The sequence below is a fragment of the Algibacter sp. L4_22 genome (genome assembly GCF_023473045.1).
Taxonomy (GTDB): Bacteria; Bacteroidota; Bacteroidia; order Flavobacteriales; family Flavobacteriaceae; genus Algibacter.
Window position 1 is genome coordinate 583,482 of the sequence record NZ_JAMCOK010000002.1, and the last position, 19,005, is coordinate 602,486.

14 protein-coding genes are annotated in these 19,005 nt (G+C 32.4%); all 14 read right to left on the bottom strand.

All coding sequences use genetic code 11. The features are described from left to right. Nucleotides 1–8: 8 nt before the first annotated feature. A complete protein-coding gene (locus M4I23_RS07185) occupies nt 9–326 on the bottom strand; it encodes an Hpt domain-containing protein (protein WP_158849324.1) in 318 nt (105 codons plus the stop codon). Beyond that, nucleotides 295–1,377 (bottom strand): ATP-binding protein, encoded by a 1,083-nt coding sequence (locus tag M4I23_RS07190; protein ID WP_249753942.1) that lies wholly within the window; start codon nt 1,375–1,377, stop codon nt 295–297. The genes M4I23_RS07185 and M4I23_RS07190 overlap by 32 nt, the downstream gene beginning before the upstream one ends. Next, on the bottom strand, nt 1,377–2,510 hold the full coding sequence (locus M4I23_RS07195; RefSeq protein ID WP_249753943.1) for an FIST signal transduction protein: 1,134 nt from the start codon (nt 2,508–2,510) through the stop codon (nt 1,377–1,379). Before M4I23_RS07195 ends, M4I23_RS07190 begins: the two co-directional genes overlap by 1 nt. Nucleotides 2,511–2,512: 2 nt before the next feature. Continuing rightward, nucleotides 2,513–4,471: a PAS domain-containing sensor histidine kinase gene (locus M4I23_RS07200; protein WP_249753944.1), complete on the bottom strand. Its 1,959-nt coding sequence runs from the start codon at nt 4,469–4,471 to the stop codon at nt 2,513–2,515. After that, a complete protein-coding gene (locus M4I23_RS07205) occupies nt 4,471–5,010 on the bottom strand; it encodes a heme NO-binding domain-containing protein (RefSeq protein WP_158849316.1) in 540 nt (179 codons plus the stop codon). Before M4I23_RS07205 ends, M4I23_RS07200 begins: the two co-directional genes overlap by 1 nt. Further along, nucleotides 5,011–5,421, bottom strand: coding sequence for a response regulator (locus tag M4I23_RS07210; RefSeq protein ID WP_249753945.1), 411 nt, complete (start codon nt 5,419–5,421; stop codon nt 5,011–5,013). A 468-nt stretch (nt 5,422–5,889) separates the two neighbouring features. Then, nucleotides 5,890–7,314 (bottom strand): rubredoxin domain-containing protein, encoded by a 1,425-nt coding sequence (locus M4I23_RS07215; protein WP_158849312.1) that lies wholly within the window; start codon nt 7,312–7,314, stop codon nt 5,890–5,892. 2 nt (nt 7,315–7,316) lie between these two features. Next, nucleotides 7,317–10,838 carry a nitrate reductase gene (locus M4I23_RS07220; RefSeq protein WP_249753946.1) on the bottom strand — a complete coding sequence of 1,174 codons (3,522 nt, stop codon included), beginning with the start codon at nt 10,836–10,838 and terminating at the stop codon, nt 7,317–7,319. A gap of 133 nt (nt 10,839–10,971) precedes the next feature. Further along, nucleotides 10,972–12,390 carry an MFS transporter gene (locus M4I23_RS07225; protein WP_158849308.1) on the bottom strand — a complete coding sequence of 473 codons (1,419 nt, stop codon included), beginning with the start codon at nt 12,388–12,390 and terminating at the stop codon, nt 10,972–10,974. Nucleotides 12,391–12,729: 339 nt separating this feature from the next. After that, nucleotides 12,730–13,395, bottom strand: coding sequence for a response regulator transcription factor (locus M4I23_RS07230; protein ID WP_158849306.1), 666 nt, complete (start codon nt 13,393–13,395; stop codon nt 12,730–12,732). 161 nt (nt 13,396–13,556) lie between these two features. Beyond that, nucleotides 13,557–15,377 (bottom strand): ATP-binding protein, encoded by a 1,821-nt coding sequence (locus tag M4I23_RS07235; RefSeq protein ID WP_249753947.1) that lies wholly within the window; start codon nt 15,375–15,377, stop codon nt 13,557–13,559. 13 nt (nt 15,378–15,390) lie between these two features. Next, a complete protein-coding gene (locus M4I23_RS07240) occupies nt 15,391–15,975 on the bottom strand; it encodes a DUF4202 domain-containing protein (protein ID WP_249753948.1) in 585 nt (194 codons plus the stop codon). An 11-nt stretch (nt 15,976–15,986) separates the two neighbouring features. Continuing rightward, on the bottom strand, nt 15,987–16,364 hold the full coding sequence (gene nirD / locus M4I23_RS07245) for a nitrite reductase small subunit NirD (RefSeq protein WP_158849299.1): 378 nt from the start codon (nt 16,362–16,364) through the stop codon (nt 15,987–15,989). Between the two features lie 65 nt (nt 16,365–16,429). Then, the gene (gene nirB / locus M4I23_RS07250) at nt 16,430–18,943 is read right to left on the bottom strand and encodes a nitrite reductase large subunit NirB (RefSeq protein ID WP_249753949.1); all 2,514 of its coding nucleotides are present in this window, start codon (nt 18,941–18,943) and stop codon (nt 16,430–16,432) included. Nucleotides 18,944–19,005 lie beyond the last annotated feature (62 nt).

The window sequence follows — 19,005 nt, forward strand, 5'->3', positions numbered from 1 at the left end:
AATAATATTTAGATGTCTTCAAGATATTTAGTTATGGCATTTAAAATAGCTTCAAATTCATCTTTTTGGTCGGTTGAACCTTCCAATAAATTCATTTCGTAAGCTACAGCAACATCATAACTCTTTTCAAGGCCTAAAATACTAATTTTATGTTTAAGTTTGTGTACATTATCTGCTGCTAATGTAAAATTTTTAGCATTATAGTTATCAAAGTACTCTTGTTTCTCTTCTGGAAACTCTTTTTTAATAATATTTATTAATTTTTGCTTAAAAGCTTCATCATCTCCAGATAAGCTATTTATGTAAGTTTGGTTGGGTTGTTCCATTTATAGATTTTTTTAAAGTGAAATAAAAAGTGGTTCCAATATTAACTTGAGATTCTAGCCATATTTTACCACCGTATAATTCGACTATTTTTTTAACAATAGATAATCCAATACCTGAGGATTCCGGATTGTTTTCTAACTTAATAAAGGTTTTAAATATTTTATTAAAGTAGGTTTCTTCAATACCTTTTCCGTTATCTTTTACATGAAATTGCCAATAATCGAGTTGGTCTTCTACCCCTATTTCGATAGTTCCGTGGGTTTTATCGTTATATTTTACAGCATTACCAATTAAGTTTTGAAACAGTTGTTGCAACCTGTACTTATCACCTTTTATTGTTGGTAAAATAGTTTTTGTAATACTAATATGTTCGGGAATTGGAGTCGTTATTAATATATCTTTTATGAGTTTATTTAAATTAACGTCATAAACTTCAATCTGGTTTTTACCTATGGTAGAATACTCCAAAATACCACTAATTAAGGTATCCATTTTTTCTACATTAGACCTAATAAGATCAAGTGATTTTTTACCATTATCATCAACCGAATCTTGATAATCTTCTTTTAACCATGATGTTAAAGTATCTATACTACGTAAGGGAGATTTTAAATCGTGAGATACCATATGCGCATAATCGCTAAGCTCCTGGTTTTGGTGAGCTAGTTCGTTTAAAAGCGCTTGCTTTTGCTTATTCATTTCGATAATCTCTTTGGTTTGATTATCAATAAAATCTACTAAATTAGAACCTGTTAATTCAATGTTTTTAGGTTTTTCATCTTCCTTTAAATCATAAAATTTTAAAGTATTTATTACTTTTTTTAGTTTTTCAATAACTTCTTTTTGCTCATTGGCTTCATTTTGCAGCTTTCTATTAGCTGTATACAATTCTTCTGAACTAATAGACATAGCTCTTTGAATCATATTAGATTGCTCGTCAAAATTATTATAAGACAAATCTACAGCTTCAAAAAACGCTGTTAAACCTTCATCGTTTTTTAATTCTTCACTTAAAAATTTACGTATTTGTCTTTTCAGTAATGAATTCATTATTCACTTATAAGCGTTATCGTCATAGTTTGGTTATGTAATTGACATGCCGATTCTCCATGAAAAGGAGCAATTTCTCCATAAGAATAGAAACCAGTAATTACAGCATCTTTACCAATTACCTCAATAACTTCTTCTATTTCTTCTTCTACACGTTGGTCGAGTACTAATTTTCTACCAATACAACTAATAAGTATTGCAAGTTGAGGCTTGTTTACTCTGTATTCTAAGGCTTGTCTTGCAGCACGCTCCGATGCATTTGCAATATTATCTACATTAGTCATCATGAGTTGCACTTTAGCTTTCTCTATAATATCGCCAGCTAAAATAACGGCATTCTTTTCTTCATCAATATTTAATATAGACCTCACAATAGATTGTCTTTCTCCTTCTGTTGTAACGCTAAAAGGATATAATAAGGCAGCTCCAGGTAAATCTTTAGCTTTTTCTCCTAAATAATTTTTGTATAAATCTAGAGCTGGTAAACCATCTAGTTCGTAAAGTATATTACCTTCAGATTTTGTAACAATACGTTCTGGTCCAAAAGGTGTCCATCCGCCATGAATAGAAAAAGATATTTCCAACGTTTCTCCATAAAAACCAACAGCTACTAGCTCTCCTTCTTTTGGGTTTTCGTTGTAAGAGGCTAATGTTTTTTCAAATCGAGCATCATCACCACATAATCCGCCAGTAATAACCAAATTATCATCTGTTGAAGCACTCATGCCTTTTGTAAGTTGGCTACCATTAACAAAACTACCTTCGGATACTACAAACACATATTTTAATCCTTCTTGCGGAAATTGATTAATTAAATCGTTTCCTGTTTTAAAACTATCTAAATCTGTATTTAAAACATTACTGGTTTTAATTAAAAATTCACTTTTCTCAAACTCTATAGCTGTTACCGTAATACTTTCTTCATTTACCGTATTCGATGAAATTTCGGCACAAGCAGAACCAAAAATAATATGCCCATCAGGAAACTGTTGTCTAATTTCTTCATAAATAGAATCGTCTTCCAACATATATCTGTTTCCAAATACTAAAACTAAGGGCTCCCTTAATTCTTGATTTTCGATTACATATTCCCAATCTTTATTTTTATGTTTAACTAATTGTACTGTTTTCATTGTTATTTTTTTAATGTAAAATAAAAAGTGGTCCCTACATTTGGTTCACTATCTAACCATATTTCACCTTCATGTAAATCGACAATTTTCTTAACGATGGATAATCCAATTCCTGAAGAATCTTTACTTTTCTTTAATGAGTGGAATATTTTAAATATTTTATCATGATACTTTTTATCAATACCTATTCCGTTATCTTTTATTGAAAACTTGTAGTGACTTTTTAAATCGTCAAAACCAATTATAATACTTCCTTGTTCCTTATCTATAAACTTAACAGAGTTACTTATTAGGTTCTGAAATAATTGCTGGAGCTTCGTTTTATCTCCTTTTAAAATCGGTAATGGATTTAAAAACTCAACTTTAATATGCTCCGGAATGTATAGAATTGTTATTAACTCGCTTATTAAACTATCTAAATCTACATCTGTTTTTTCTGAAATGTCCGATCCAACACTCGAGTAATTTAAAACATCGGTAATCAACATTTCCATTTTCTCCAAAGTGGTTTCAATAAGACCAAAATTTTGAAGACTTACATCATCTAACTTACCTTGATTATCTTCTTTTAACCAACTAACCAAAGCATGTATACTGCGTAATGGCGATTTTAAATCATGAGATACAATGTGTGCGTACTCTTGTAACTCATCGTTACTTTTTTCTAGCTTTTCTAGTAATTTTTCTTTTTGAAGCTCTAGATTCTTAAGTTCCGTAATATCTAAATGTATACCTATAGAACCAACTATTTCACCATCTAAATTATAATTGGGTGCTCCACTTATTAACCAATGTCTAGTCTTTCCTTTTTTGCAAATGGCTTTAAACTCATAAGAGCTTGATACTCCATTTTTACGCTTTTTACTCTCTTCTATAATAATACCAGATTGATCTTCGATAGAGAAAAGCTTTCTTGCATTTTTTCCTAAAATTTCTGCTTCAGTATAACCAGACATTTTCTCAAAGCTTTGATTTACCATCAAAATTTCCTCTTTATTATTAACTTCAACCATACCAAGGTTCATGTTAGCAATAATGCTGTAATATTTTTGTTTTTGTACTTCTAGACTTTTTCTGTAAGTTCTTTTTAGGGTAATATCTGTAAAGGTCCATAAATACCCTTTACGTTCTCCTTCTATTATTATTGGCATGTAATTACGCTCTAGTATCTTACCATCTAGCATTACTAGTTCGTCTCCAATTACTGTTTTTTTTTCTGCATCAATAGCGCGCATTCGCTCCATGAACGATACTGGATCTTTAAATAAAACCTTATTTTGTTCTGATGCTTTAGCGCAATCCATACCTACAAGGTCTTTAGGATTTGCATTTATACCAAAAAGCTCACAAAATTTATTATTTGTGAGTACTATATTTCTATTTTCGTCTTCTAAAACAATACCACTATCTAAATTTAAAATAAGTGTAGATAATCTGTTTTCTGACTCTATTAATTTTTCTGCAGATTTTTTTTGATCTGTAATATCTCTAACAATACCTTGAGCAGCTACGGGGTTTTTATCTTTATCAAAAATAATACTAGCATTAATATGTACCCATTTAACCTCTTTAGATTTGGTATATACTCTTGCCTCATAATCCTTAAAAAAACCTTTTTCCGTTAACTCCATAAAGGAAGTTATGGCGTATTCATAATCTTCAATATAGATTAGTTTAGAGACATTTATCTCTTCGTTATCTATATCGTAACCAAATAATTTTGTTGCAGATTCATTAAACTTAAGAATGTTGCCCTTTAGATCCATTACAACGTATGCATCTATTATGTTTACAAAAACTCCTTCTAATTCTGAGGATTTTTCGTCTAATAAAGACTCTAACCTTTGGGTAGTAAAATAGAGCTTCCTTGATTTCTCTTCAAGAATAGCCTCTGCCGCTTTTCTAGCAGCCTTTTCTCGTTTTAAAGCACGTTTTAGTATTTCACTTTGATCCTGACTCATTAATTTTTTTGAATAATAAATCTAACTTCCGTTCCGTCTTCTTTAATATTTTCTAAATCAATTTTAGCTGTAGAGTTAAAGTGTTCAAAAGTTTTATTCATTAACCCTAAACCAAAATGATGCATCGCTCTACTTGATTTATATATAAGAATTAAAGAGTTTTCTGTTTTTTCAACCACCTCAAAAGTCGGCAGTTCTGCATCTGGATAAATTTTTCTAACCTCTACATGAATATGATTTTCTACGGAAGAAATCATTTCAATCGGGTCTTTGTATGTTGCTAAAAGTCCTGGATAACTTTTCTCGATAACACTAAAAAAGTGTTCTGCGTAAACCAATAATAAATTATCTATTGAAATACCTGTGTTTTCACTTAAATGCTGCAATAATTGTAGCATTTCAGAAAAACTATACGTTCCTACTGCTGTGTAAACACCTTCTGAATCTAAGGTTGAACTGGTTATAATTCTATCAACCATTTCTAACCCAAACTTATCTTCAACTAAATCTAAAAATTCAGTAAAAACGATACCTTTCATCTATATTTGTTTTAATTCATTAATACTCCAGTATGCCAAAAGTTTCTCTATTTTGGAAACATAATCTTCGTATTTCAAGGGTTTTAAAACATAACCTGCTATACCTATTTTATAACACTCTAATAAATCTTTTTGATTTTGGGAGGTTGTTAAAATTATAGTAGGTATATACTTTAGTACATCATCAGATTTTAAAATGTTTAAAAACTCTATACCATTAATCTTTGGCATATTCAAATCTAACAAAATTATGTCAGGTAATTCGTCTTTTTTTTCTAAAATTTTTAAAGCGTCTTCTCCGTTATTGGCTTCTATAATTTTATGGTCAAGTTTAAGCGACGAGATTGTACGTTGAAATTTCATCACCTCAATCATGTCGTCTTCTATTAATAATATATTTAAAGTTTTCATTAGCATTCCTTCTTTTTCTTAGATTTGGAGTAAAAGTAATTATAAACTCTAAATTTAAATTTGTAATTCGATAAATTGGATTTTAATGAAGTTCAATAACGATTAAGTATCGACGAATGGTTAAACGAAAATTTACGATTTAATTTGATATCTAATTAATTGCTCGACAAACCCTGAAAACCCTTGTAGGGCTTTTAAACTAAGCTATTTTTCTTGTAGGTTTTATCACTGTAAAACAATATAGTTTTGAAGTTGAATTTTCTACTATTTTTATAAAACTTATAAGAATATTGGATTAAAAATAGCTTTGGCTGATAGCTTAGCCCTGATAGTAGCGGCATCCTTTTTTGAGTTATTTGATATCGCTAAATTGATATTGTAAAAATAATTTTTTAGATGAAAAACCACTAAGAATTTGTCCGCAAAAAAAAGATATAGCGGATAGCAGGAAATAGCTTCTAAAAAATATTATTTAACTAAAGTCTTTTTTTGAAAATGGCTTTTAGGAGCTTCGCAAAGGGAACATTCATAAGTTTCATCGAGATCTTCAAAGCGTGTGTTAGGATCAATATCTTGAGTAATATCTCCAAATACCTCGTTATAAATGGTTAAACAATCTTGACATTGGTAAACGTTTTCCTCGGTGGCTTCTTTCTTAATTTCTTTGGCCTTAATCTCTTCGCGTTGCGTTCCTAATTGCTTAAAATAGAGTTTACTTAACTCCATTAAAAGTCCGGGAAGCTCAACTTTATCAACGTCTTGTACATGCATAATGTATTCCCCTGTGTTTGGGTCGAAATTTTTAGCATACAACAAATTGTAAGTATCACGAATTACGAAATCACCCAAAAGTTCAGGTTTTTTATTTTTTTCTATAACTACAGATGTAAAATGATAGGCTTTACTTTCGAAATTTGAAATCCCAAATGTTAAACCATAAGTACTTATATCGTTTTGATCGAAGTTTGTTACCAAATACTTTTTTAGGTTTAGCGCATCTTTATCATTTACCGGTAAATGCCAATTAAGCTCTAACATGGAGTGGCGTACGTTAATACCGTAGCTACCCAAAAACTTTTCCCATTGCAATTTAGAATCTACAGGCACTCCTTTTACAATAAAGGATTTCCATGGCGTAATACATATTTTACCTATTTTACTTTCGGCACATAAATCGCACAAATCCTTTAAAAAATTTAAATCGTAACGGTTATTTCTCCAATATAAACCTAACCAATATTTATCACCAAAACGGTTCATACCCTCGTAATATGGAAATGGGTAAAATGGAACTTCTAGTGGTTTATCTACGGTACGGTTATTTGTTTCAACGGCATCGTTAACCAAATCGAATAACGTTTCCATGGTTTCTGGCTCTTCCTGTAATACCTGCTCTATAGCCAATTCTATTTTATCCATATCCCAACTATAAATTAATGCGGGATACATTTCCGTTTTTTGCCACTCTGGTAAACGCACATATAAATACCAATAATCTTCACTTCCTGAAGCTATAAAATTCACATTTCCTGTGAATAAAGGTACTAAGCGCTGTTTGGGGTCTATAATGTTTACTCGCAATTTTAAATCGTGCTTAAATTGCTCTAATATATATAGGTAGCGATCGCTGGTAAGCCATGAGGTGCTTGGCAAAATATCGGCCGAAACATAAGATGATACAATATTTTCTATACCATCGTGCTTGGGTTGTATAAACTGAATTTTATCGAATTGAGAAAACTTATCTTTATCTATCTTTTCCGGGAAAATAATATCTTGTCGAGATCCAAAAGAAATAGCATCTAAACCTAAGCCTTCTGCGGCCTCACAAATATATTTTAATTCACCTGGTGATAAAACACCTCCGTTAATTCTAAGTCTATATGGTTCCATAATTATGCTAATACTTTGGTGTTATTCAAAATTTCTTTAACCTCTGTTTTACAACTTCCGCAACCTAAGCCCGCTCCTGTTTTGTTACAAAGCTCGGTAAAATCGTTACAGCCTTTTTCTATAGCTTCTACTATATTCCCTTCGCCTACTTGGCTGCAAGAGCAAACTAATTTACCTATAACAGGAACATCGTTTGAAGCACCACGAAGCAACGTATTTCGTTTATCGGCCATTTCAATTTTACTTTCAATCATGGTTTTAAACTCGGCAAATTCGTTTTTATCACCCATTAAAACAGCGCCAACTAGTAAATCATCTTTTACAATACATTTTTTGTAATAACGCTTAGATATATCTGTAAATATAATTTCCTCGTAACTTAAATCATTTTCCGGAATATTAATTTCTCCAATACTACAAAGGTTTAAATCGTTGAATTTTAAAATATTCATTAAAACAGAACCGCTGTATGATACACTAATATCGCCTGCTATAAAGTTAGCTAAAATATTAGCTTGCTCCTCTGCTGCCGATGTTATTCCGAATAACTGGTTATTGAATTCTGCAATTTCACCAATGGCAAATATATTTGGAACAGACGATTGTAAATGCTGATTTACCTTTACACCACGACCACAAAGAATACCATTTTCTTTGGCTATTTCTATATTAGGACGCGTACCTATAGCATACACAATAGCGTTTGCTGTTAAAGATTTACCACTTTTAAGCGTGATATTAATCTCGCCTGTATCATCGTCATCAAAAACAGTACTAACTTCATTATCAAAATAAAGTTGAATACCACGCTCATGCACATCTAAAGCTAAAAGTTTACTAGAAACCTTATCTAATTGGCGTTCCATTAAACGTGATGCACGCTGAATAATAGTGATTTTCACATTTTTATGCTTCATGGCTGCTGCCAACTCTAAACCTAACAAACCACCACCTACAATAACAACATGTTGCTCTTCTGGAGGTAAGTTTGTTGCATCTAAATAGGCTTTAAAACTATCGGCATCACTCTTGTTTCTCATCGTAAATCGACCTGGTAAATCAATTTGAACTCCTTTTGGTATAAAGGCGCGACTTCCTGTAGCTAAAATAAGTTTACTGTATGTATGCTCTTCACCATTACTATCTGTAACAACGTTATGTTTAGAATCTATATTTGAAATGGACGTTTCTGGATGAACGGTTATTTTGAGTTTTTTTAATTCTATTTGTTTTATTTTAAGAAGTGCGTCCCATGTTAATTCTTCAGTAATATATTCAGGTAATAATACACGGTTATAGAATAAATTAGGTTCTTTAGAAAACACATGAATCTCATCAACCTCGTTAGATTCTCTATAGTTTTGTACAAACCTAAATGCCGCTGCACCTGCTCCAACAATAATAATTTTATCGACTGGTTTTTTATATTTTTTAACGGATACACAAGTAAATTTAAAATCAGGTTCTTTAGATACTGGATCTACAAGCGTATTAGTTAAATTGTTTGCACGATTTAAATTACTTTGAAGCTGTTTTCCCCAGTGCATTGGTAAAAACACAACACCTTTTTTAATAGTATCGGTTACTTTAGCACGAACGCGAACTACGCCATTTGTACTTTTTATTTCTGAAATATCACCGTCTTTAATTTTATTTAAGAAAGCATCCACCGGATTAATCTCTAAAACGGGAGTTGGGTAATGTGTTTTTAATCGTGATACCTTCCCGGTTTTTGTCATGGTGTGCCATTGGTCACGTACTCTTCCTGTTGTTAAAATTAAAGGGTGTTCTCCATCGGGTTTTACCGAATTATTTTCGATCGTTGATGGTAAATTGAATATCGCTTTTTGTGATGGCGTATAGAATTTTTTATCTTCAAATAAACGTGGTGTACCTTTATGTCTATATTCTGGAACTGGCCATTGAAAAGTACCTTCGTTCTTTAATCTATCGTAATTTAAATAAGAAACATCAATATTTGTTCCCTTTGTCATTGCAGCGTATTCATCGTAAATTTCCGAAGTATTATTAAAATTAAACCCACGAAAGCCCATTCGTTGTGCGAAATCACAAAATATTTCGACATCTGGTCTCGCTTCTCCTGGAGCTTCTATTTCTTTCGGTAAATATGAAATACGACGCTCAGAATTCGTCATAGTACCTTCTTTCTCTAACCAACCAGCAGCTGGCAATACTAAATCGGCATATTCTAAAGTATCCGCTTTATGAGAAATTTCTTGAACAACCACAAATTTAGCTTTTTTCATAGCCTTTTCAATACTATGTGTGTTAGGCATACTTACCAAAGGATTGGTACAAGCAATCCAAACAGCCTTAACTTTTCCGCTTTCTAAAGCATCAAATAGTTCCGTAGCCGTTAAACCTGGTTTAGGTGAAATTTTATCGACACCCCAAAACTGAGCCACTTCTCGACGGTGTTCTTCATTACCTAAATCCTTATGTACAGCAAGTAAATTAGCCATACCTCCTACTTCACGACCACCCATAGCATTTGGTTGTCCTGTTAATGAGAAAGGTCCCGAACCTGGTTTTCCAACCTGGCCAGTAATTAAAGATAAATTAAGTAAAGACACATTTTTATCGGTACCTACAACACTTTGGTTGAGTCCCATGGCCCACATACTTATAAAACCTTTAGAAACACCAATAATATCAGCCGCTTTCCTAATATCCTTTTCTTCTACACCACAAATTTTTGAGGCTTGCTTTAATGATGTTTTAAATATTAATTCTTTATAATCCTGAAAACCTTCAGTATGTTTTTTTATAAATTCTTCATCTATTAATCCACGTTTATACAAGCATCTTCCAATGGCATTGTATAAAACAACATCGGTTCCTGGAAGCAATTGTAAATGTAAATCGGCAAAATTTGCTGAATCCGTTTTTCGAGGATCAATAACAATAATTTTAACCTCAGGATTCGCTTCTTTTCGCATTTCAATACGACGAAACAAAATAGGATGACACCATGCTGGGTTTGCTCCTGTTATTAGAAAACAATCAGCTAATTCAATATCTTCATAAGATACTGGAACACTATCTTCTCCAAATGTTTTTTTGTAACCAACCACTGCCGAACTCATACATAATCTTGAGTTGGTATCAATGTTATTAGTGCCTAAAAACCCTTTAGTAAGTTTGTTGGCAATGTAATATTCCTCTGTTAAACTTTGTCCCGATACGTAAAACGCAACGCTATCTGGACCATGTTTTTTGATTATAGACTTAAAAACACTTGCTGCACGATCTAAACCTTCGTCCCAAGTAACACGCTCTCTAGGGTGCGAACGACTCCAACGCATTTCTGGATATAGAATTCTATCGGAAACATCATTTGCCACGTAATGTAAATTCATGCCCTTTGAGCACAACATACCTTTGTTAACGGGATGGTCTTTATCACCTTCCACCAAAACTTTACCATTGGTATCTTTTTTAACAATAATTCCGCAGCCTACACCACAATATGAACACGTTGTTTTTACTTCGTTTTTAATCATTGAGATTCACATTTTACACTAAGTAACACTAATAAATTCCAGAAAACAAATGAATTATTCATTATTCTGAATATTTTAAAAAAGATTCTTTTAATCACTTTTTTATTAAAAATACCACAATAAAACTAGCTTTTTACTTCACTAGAATTAAGTTTTCGGGCTCTACTATAGATTCTTCTTTCGCTACCTTTTCATCTTCCGTTGAAAAACGTATCGTTAAAGAAACTACCGCAGTTAAAACCACAGTGACACCAATTATGAAATAGCCACTAGAAACTGCGGTAGCTGATGCTGCTGATTGAGCGACCTTAATGGCCTCTTCGCCTAAGCCTTGACTGGCTATTATAGCGCCTTTTTCTGCTACGGCCGATTGTGATTTTAATAGCATTGCTGCTAAAAAGGCACCTACATTTCCTCCTGCTCCAACAATTCCTGAAACCGAACCTATAGCTTTTTTATTAATAAATGGCACTACCGAAAACGTTGCGCCTTCTGCCATTTGAACTGATAAACTAAATAATATTAAGAACGTTACACCAACCATAATACTCGTTGTTGTAGAGAACGTAATAAGCATTAAGCCTTGTATTGTTAAAATAAATGCTAAGAATAAAACTCGACCTCTTAAGCCTTTTAATTTTCCGAATTTATCTCCAAAAAACCCACCTAGTGTTCTAGCAAAAATATTCATTAATGCGAATGATAACACGATGTTTCCTGCTGTAACACGCTCTAATTGAAAGGTGTTTTGCAGATAATCATCCATAGTACCATAAACCGTTAATTCTATTCCAAAGCTTGCTGCATAAACAACAAATAAAATCCAAACTCTATAATCTTTTAAAACTTCTAAAAACCCAATTTGATCTTTTTTAGTTGAAACCATCTCTCCTGAAGCTCTCAAATCTTTAAAATTTCCATTAAGCGTATCTTTAGTAAAGAAGAAATAAATAATTCCCATACAGAAACAAACAATCCCTGCAACAATCATAGAATATCTCCATGCATCGGCATCGGCTACACCAAAACTAACAACAGCGGCTGCAATTAACGGCATACCTAAACGATTTGCTCCTCCACCAAGGTTTCCCCATCCTGCAGATGTTGCGTTTGCTGTACCTACAATATTTGGCGCATACATTAAAGATGTATGTACTTGCGTGATAACAAATGAGGCTCCAATGAAACCTATAAATAATCTACAAATTAAAAATTGTGTTGGTGTTTGAACCAAACCACATAATATAACTGGTATAGCACCAATAGTAAGTAACCAAGTATAACATAATCTTGGGCCATACTTATCACATAATTTACCAATAAGCAAACGCGCAAATACGGTTCCTGAAACAGCTAGAATTATAGAATTCCATTTTTGATCTGGTGTTAAACCTAAATCTTTAACCACATCAGGCATAAACGGAACAATACCAAACCATGCGAAGAAACACATGAAAAATGATATTGACGTGATCCAAAACGTACGTGTAGAAACGCTTTTAAAATCTAATAAACTTAGTGTTGTTGACTTTTCTTGTGCTAAATTTGCCATAATTGATAATTTTATACTTACAAAACTAAGTATAATTACTTAATTTACAAGAAAAAATATACGTATTTATAAATTTATGCTAGATTGATAATTTTAGATTAAGCTTTTTGAGGATCTGGTAAAATGATATTAAAATTTAAGAAGAAACTTATATTATGATAATTAGTAGAAGATAGTAAAACACGTAATCATATAATAATTAAATAATTATAAGTAAAAATTAATTAAATTTTGATTAAAATAAAGCAAAAAAAAGAGTTGAAAAGCTTATCAAAAAAACTTAACAACTCTAATATATAAACACTACTTAAAACTAGTAAGTAATTATGACTAATATTTTTATTCTAACCCGAATTCCTTGGCTTTATTAGATAGTTCCATTAAATTTTTAACTTCCAGTTTTTTCATCAGGTTAAAACGATGCACCTCTGCTGTGCGTTTACTAATGTTTAGCTCATCTGCAATATCTTTGTTATTTTTTAGCTGAAGTACTAAATTAAGTATTTGTTTTTCTCGTTTTGTAAGTTTAAATGGATCTTCTATTGGTTTTACCTTTGGAGCAACAGCAGTATTTGTATTACCATTAACAAAGTTATTCATGATAATAGCCGATACGTCTCCTGTAAAATATTTTCCACCAGAAGCTACTTTATTCAAGGCTTTTAAAAACTCCTCTTTACTTGCTCCTTTTAATAAGTAACCATCGGCTCCTGCTTGAATGGCTTGTAACACATATTCTTCGGAATCATGCATAGACAGTACCAGTGTTCGAACATCTGTATATAATCTATTAACCTCTCTAACGGCATCAATACCATTCATTTCAGGCATACGTATATCTATAATTAGTACGTGAGGTTTATTGGTTTTAATGACCTCTAGAGCCTCTTTTCCATTCGAAGCTTCATCTATAACAACTATACCAGACTGATCTTCTAAAAGCGCTTTTATTCCATCGCGAACTAAAACATGATCATCTGCTAGTACAACATTAATAATATCCATAAATAACAATTATAAGTACAAAAGTAAGACTTTTTAAGTAATGCTACGTAATTTTGAATTGGATTGTTAGTTAGGTGTGATAGCAAGTAATGTGATAGTGATTAAAAACTTTAATTGTACATGATATCTCGATTCCTTAACATATCAAAAAAGACACAAAATCAATCATCATTTAAAGGAATATTTAAAGTAACTCGAGTTCCTTTTCCTTCTTCTGAACTTAAAAATAAACGACCATCGATATACTTTATGCGTTCTTTCATAAAAGTCATACCCATACCTCCATCGGCATTTTTGAAGTTTTTCACATTTTGAGGATCAAAACCTTTTCCGTTATCATCAATAACAATACTTAGTATATTTTTGCTATGAGTTAAAGACACCAAAATATGAGTGGAATCGGCATATTTTATGGCATTATTAATCGCTTCTTGAGTTATTCTATAAATATTTATTTCAACTAAAGAATCTAACCGATCAGAAAAATCGGTTTTATTAAAAAACACAATATCCTTTCCGGTAAGTCTTGCCAATTCTTTTGTAAGTTTAATTATTGCTGGTACAATACCATGATCAGATAATTCCGGCGGTGTTAAATTAAACGTTGCCGTACGCACACCTTTTATAATATTAGTGGTAAGTTCTTTAAGGTGTTCTATTTTGGAAGCCGTTTTTTCTATATCATTAATATTTATGCTTTCCAAATTATATTTTAAACCCGTGAGCATTTGTCCAATACCATCATGAACATCTTTAGCTATACGGTTTTGCTCCTTTTCTTGATTCTCAATAATTTTACTAGAAATAATTTTTTGCTGACTTATCTCTTCCTGAAAATTCTTTTTATTTAAGCGTTCAATTTCTAATTGTCCCGCTTTTCGTTCTGTAATTTCCGAAGCTATAATTAATAATTCCGTTTTTTCATCATTTGGGCTAAACGGAATAATTGCCATCTCTAACCAAACGCTTTCATCTTCTTTAGTAGTAGCCTTTACTTCGCCTTGCCAACCTGTTTTTTTATATTTTGTTACTAAATTTTCAAATGCTATTTTTTCACTTTCCACAGAAGACATAACATTCCAAAACATAGCCGTATCATTAAACCTAGAGAATTTAAAGCGTCTTGAAAACTTATTACCAATGTGAATAATTTGTCCGCTAGATAGAATACGTGCAAACAACAGAGTCTCATCCATTGCCTGACTTAAAGCACGTAATTCTTTGATAGATTTTTCTTTTGCAAAGCTTAACTCATCAGCATCGAAGGCCATTTTTTTTGCATGCTTTTCAGCTTTTAATAATTCGGCGAGCGTTGCTCTAACCGATTTTGCCGTTGGCCAGAATATAAAGAGTAATTCTCCTAATAAAATGACTAAGGTCAAAACCATCAAAAGCGTTTCCAACTTGCCTAACCAGCGTACTTTTTGATCCGCTTCTAAACTGTATTGATTCACTATTTGATCCATGATTAACAAGAAATCACCCTCGTTATCTCTTACCAAATTAACATCTTTATTAAAACTTACTGATGTCAACTCCTCATTACTTTCAACACTAGAAATAATGCGCTGTGCAGCTTCTTCTATAACTTCAAAAACAACATTTAATGCTTTAAATTTTATGGAAATATCTTTGCTATTTTTCGCAGGTAAACCTAGCTCAGCATCCCCTTCCTGCAAAGCATTATGGGATAATTGCCAAAGCAACAATGTTTTCTTTAACCGATCTTTAATAACAGTTCTTGCTTCTGGAGTTTCTGCAGTAGCAAGCAATAAAATTTCTTTGGTAAGTTTTTGACTCAGCATACGTTGCCTACCCGCCACATTTATAACAGTAGAATCGCTTTGCTGCGCCTTTAAATGCTGGCGAACAAACATATTACTTAAAATTACCGATAAAGCAATGGTACTTAAGGCAATAATATATAAACGACTCAATTTACCAAACGTACGTTGATCTAAAGAATTGCCGTTTTTTGTCATATTACATAAAATTTTAAGAAATAGCTTGTTTTACTAAAGCCAAACTCTTTTCGGAAAACTTAATTTTCAATGCCTCGGCATGGCCTTCATCAGACATTTTTTTCCAAGTTTTTTGTAGAATATCAATTATTTTTTCATCGCTGTGTTTAGCAGCAAATTCATCGAAGTAAAAATCAAGAAAGACTAAACAAATAACATCCTCAATAGTCTGAGATTCTTTATTTTTCTTAATTAGTTTTTTAAGAACAATAGCCTTAACACGATCTATAAATTCATCGTCATAACCTACTTCCTTCAAAATATCACTAGTTAATTCAGCATGCATTTGTTTTAAATCTTGACGCCATTTTAAATAACCAGCACGATCCATTGGATATTCATTTCTAGCACTTTTCCAACGGCAAATATGCTGTGCTCTAGCTGCTATTTGCAAGGCTTTAGAAGCATTTGGATCAAACTGTAACAAGGTTCTACTCATGCGTTGCGAATACAATAATTCCTTTGGATACTCCATACCCGAAACGGAATACGTATTCACATCTTCAGTATTTTTTTTATCAATTAAAGCAATTGCAGTTTCAAATCTTGTAGGTTTCATCTTTTCATTTTTTAATCTGAAAAGCCAATATACACATTTTCTTCTTCAATCTTAACAGGATAAGTTGCAATGGCATCTAAATCTCCATTTAAATTCTCACCCGTTTCTAATGAGAATGTTTTTTTATGTAATGGACAAGCTACTTTAGGAACTCCTTTATCATCGCCTAACATACCTCTTGATAAAACCATTTCCATTTTATGTGGACATACATTTTGACAAGCAAACCATTGTTTTGTTCTTGTAAAATTAAAAACAGCTATTTGCTTTCCTTTATATTTTACACATCCTCCTCCGTTTTCAAAAAAATCGGCAACAGCACCCGCCTTAAACCAAACAGTAACATCGCTTATTGCAGTAGCTTTATATTGAGAAAGTATTGTATCCATAATTTTATTTTATTTATTACTGTGAATTTTAAAAATAAACCGTTGTTATTTTTGCTTAATATAATTTAGTTTTTCCAATGTTCTGGCATTTTTTGATCACGTAAAGGAACAAATACTAAATTATCATCTCTATCATCTGAGTTTACAAAATGATTAAAACGTTTTTTAGTTTTATCATTCTCTATCGCTTGTTTCCACTCACACTCGTAAGCATCAACTAAAAACTGCATCTCCTTTTCTAATTCTGGAGCAATATTTAAACTGTCTTCAATAACAATTTTTTTCAATTGCTCAATACCACCTTCTAATTTATCCAGCCAAGCAGCAGTTCTCATTAACGGTGCTGCAGTTTGTATGTAGTACATTAAGTAACGATCTAAATATTTTAAAACCGTTTCGTTATCGATTTTCTCAGCTAATAACTCTGCATGTCTTGGGGTTGCACCACCATTTCCACCAACATATAAATTCCATCCGCCTTCTACAGCAATGACACCAAAATCTTTTCCACGAGCTTCGGCACATTCACGAATACATCCTGAAACACCACCTTTTAATTTATGTGGGGAGCGTAAACCTTTATATCTGTTTTCTAATTCTATAGCAAAAGAAATACTTTCATCTAAACCATAACGACACCAAGTAGAACCTACACAACTTTTTACTGTTCTTAAAGATTTTCCATAGGCATGTCCACTTTCAAAACCAGCATCAATCAACTCTTTCCAAATAGCAGGCAAATCATTTAACTCTGCACCAAAGAAATCGATACGAGCACCTCCGGTAATTTTAGTATATAAATTATATTTAGAACCAATTGTACCTAAAACAATTAAACCTTCAGGTGTAATTTCTCCACCAGCAATTCTTGGAACAACAGAATACGTTCCGTTACGTTGTATATTGGCTAAGAATTTATCATTTGTATCTTGTGTAACATCTTCTTTATTCGGAGTGAAATTATATAAACTTGCAAAAATAGAAGACACTAATGGTTTACATGTTTCGCAACCATGCCCTGTTCCACAAGTATCAAGAACATCGTCAAAAGACGTTAATTTTTTAATTTTTATAATGCCATATAATTCTTGACGACTATATTCAAAATGCTCACAAATTACATTTTTAACCGTTTTACCAAGAGATTTTAAAGTTTCATTTACCAAATCGGTAACCATAGGTTTACAACCTCCACAACTTGTACTAGCTTTAGTAGATGAAATGACACCTGCTAAATCTTCGCAAGAACCATCTTTAATGGCGCCACAAATTTGACCTTTACTTACATTTTCACAAGAACAAATTTGTGCCGTATCTGGTAAATCTAAAGCGCTACCAAAAGCACCGCCTTCTGTTGCTGGCAATATTAATTGTGCGGCATCTTCAGGAATCGCCATGCCATTTAAGTATACTTGATGAAGCATATTATAATCAGATGCATCACCAACTAAAATCCCTCCTAATAGACTTTTACCGTCGAGACTGACATTAATTCTTTTATATAAATGTTGTGTTTTATTTTCAAAAATAACCGAATGTCCTTTTGATGCTGGCATAAAAGGTTCACCAAAACTTGCCACATCAACACCAATTAATTTTAATTTGGTAGACATATCAATTTCGGCAGGCATTAAACTTTCCGCCTTACCTAAAATTTGATCGACAGCAACACCAGCCATATCATAACCTGGAGCTACTAAGCCAAAAATCATTTGGTTATAAAGTGCAATTTCACCAATAGCATAAATACTATCGTCCGATGTTTGCATCTTGTTATCAACTACAATACCACCACGTACGCCCATCTCTAAACCACAAGTTTTTCCAAGTTCATCTCTTGGTCTAATTCCTGCTGAAATAATAAGCATATCACAATTTAAAACGTCGTCTTCTCCAAACTCCATTCCGGTAATTGCTTTATCTCCTAAAATTTGATTGGTTGCCTTACTTAGGTGAATATTTAAACCGATAGACTCCAATTTTAATTGAAGCACCTGGCTACTACGTGAATCTAATTGTCTTGGCATTAATTTGGAAGCAAACTCTACAATATGTGGCTCTAACCCCATATCCATGGCAGCTTTACCAGCCTCTAAACCTAATAACCCACCACCAAGTACGGCAGCTCTAGGGTTAGGATTTGTTTTTTTAACCTTTTCAGCATAAGCAAGCATGCCTTCTAGATCTTCAATAGTTCTATATACAAAAACACCTTCTTTCTCAACACCTTTTATTGGTGGTACAAAAGCAGATGATCCTGTAGCTAAAACTAAGTAGTCGTATGAAAACTCACGGTCTTTAACCGTTGTTATGGTCTTTTTTGAACGATGAATATCACTAACACGTTCACCTGTTATTAATTCTATACCATTTTCAGCATACCATTCGGCAGGCGCCATTTCTAAAGCTTTCGCATCTTGGTTTTCAAAAAACTCACTTAAGTGTACACGATCGTACGCTGGGCGAGGTTCTTCACCAAAAACCGTTACTTTAAATGACTCATTTCCAGATTGTGCTGCAAATTTTTCACAAAATTTATAACCAACCATTCCATTTCCAACAACTATGATATTTTTCATAAACTACGTATTTGATACAAAACTAAGTAATTTTACTTAATTTTAATACTTAATCACATAGT

Coding starts and splice junctions, on each gene's coding strand:
- M4I23_RS07240 (WP_249753948.1), bottom strand. CDS start 15,975: ATGAAACCTACAAGATTTGAAACTGCAATTGCTTTAATTGATAAAAAA.
- M4I23_RS07200 (WP_249753944.1), bottom strand. CDS start 4,471: ATGAGTCAGGATCAAAGTGAAATACTAAAACGTGCTTTAAAACGAGAA.
- M4I23_RS07225 (WP_158849308.1), bottom strand. CDS start 12,390: ATGGCAAATTTAGCACAAGAAAAGTCAACAACACTAAGTTTATTAGAT.
- M4I23_RS07210 (WP_249753945.1), bottom strand. CDS start 5,421: ATGAAAACTTTAAATATATTATTAATAGAAGACGACATGATTGAGGTG.
- M4I23_RS07185 (WP_158849324.1), bottom strand. CDS start 326: ATGGAACAACCCAACCAAACTTACATAAATAGCTTATCTGGAGATGAT.
- nirB (WP_249753949.1), bottom strand. CDS start 18,943: ATGAAAAATATCATAGTTGTTGGAAATGGAATGGTTGGTTATAAATTT.
- M4I23_RS07230 (WP_158849306.1), bottom strand. CDS start 13,395: ATGGATATTATTAATGTTGTACTAGCAGATGATCATGTTTTAGTTCGC.
- M4I23_RS07195 (WP_249753943.1), bottom strand. CDS start 2,510: ATGAAAACAGTACAATTAGTTAAACATAAAAATAAAGATTGGGAATAT.
- nirD (WP_158849299.1), bottom strand. CDS start 16,364: ATGGATACAATACTTTCTCAATATAAAGCTACTGCAATAAGCGATGTT.
- M4I23_RS07215 (WP_158849312.1), bottom strand. CDS start 7,314: ATGGAACCATATAGACTTAGAATTAACGGAGGTGTTTTATCACCAGGT.
- M4I23_RS07205 (WP_158849316.1), bottom strand. CDS start 5,010: ATGAAAGGTATCGTTTTTACTGAATTTTTAGATTTAGTTGAAGATAAG.
- M4I23_RS07220 (WP_249753946.1), bottom strand. CDS start 10,838: ATGATTAAAAACGAAGTAAAAACAACGTGTTCATATTGTGGTGTAGGC.
- M4I23_RS07235 (WP_249753947.1), bottom strand. CDS start 15,377: ATGACAAAAAACGGCAATTCTTTAGATCAACGTACGTTTGGTAAATTG.
- M4I23_RS07190 (WP_249753942.1), bottom strand. CDS start 1,377: ATGAATTCATTACTGAAAAGACAAATACGTAAATTTTTAAGTGAAGAA.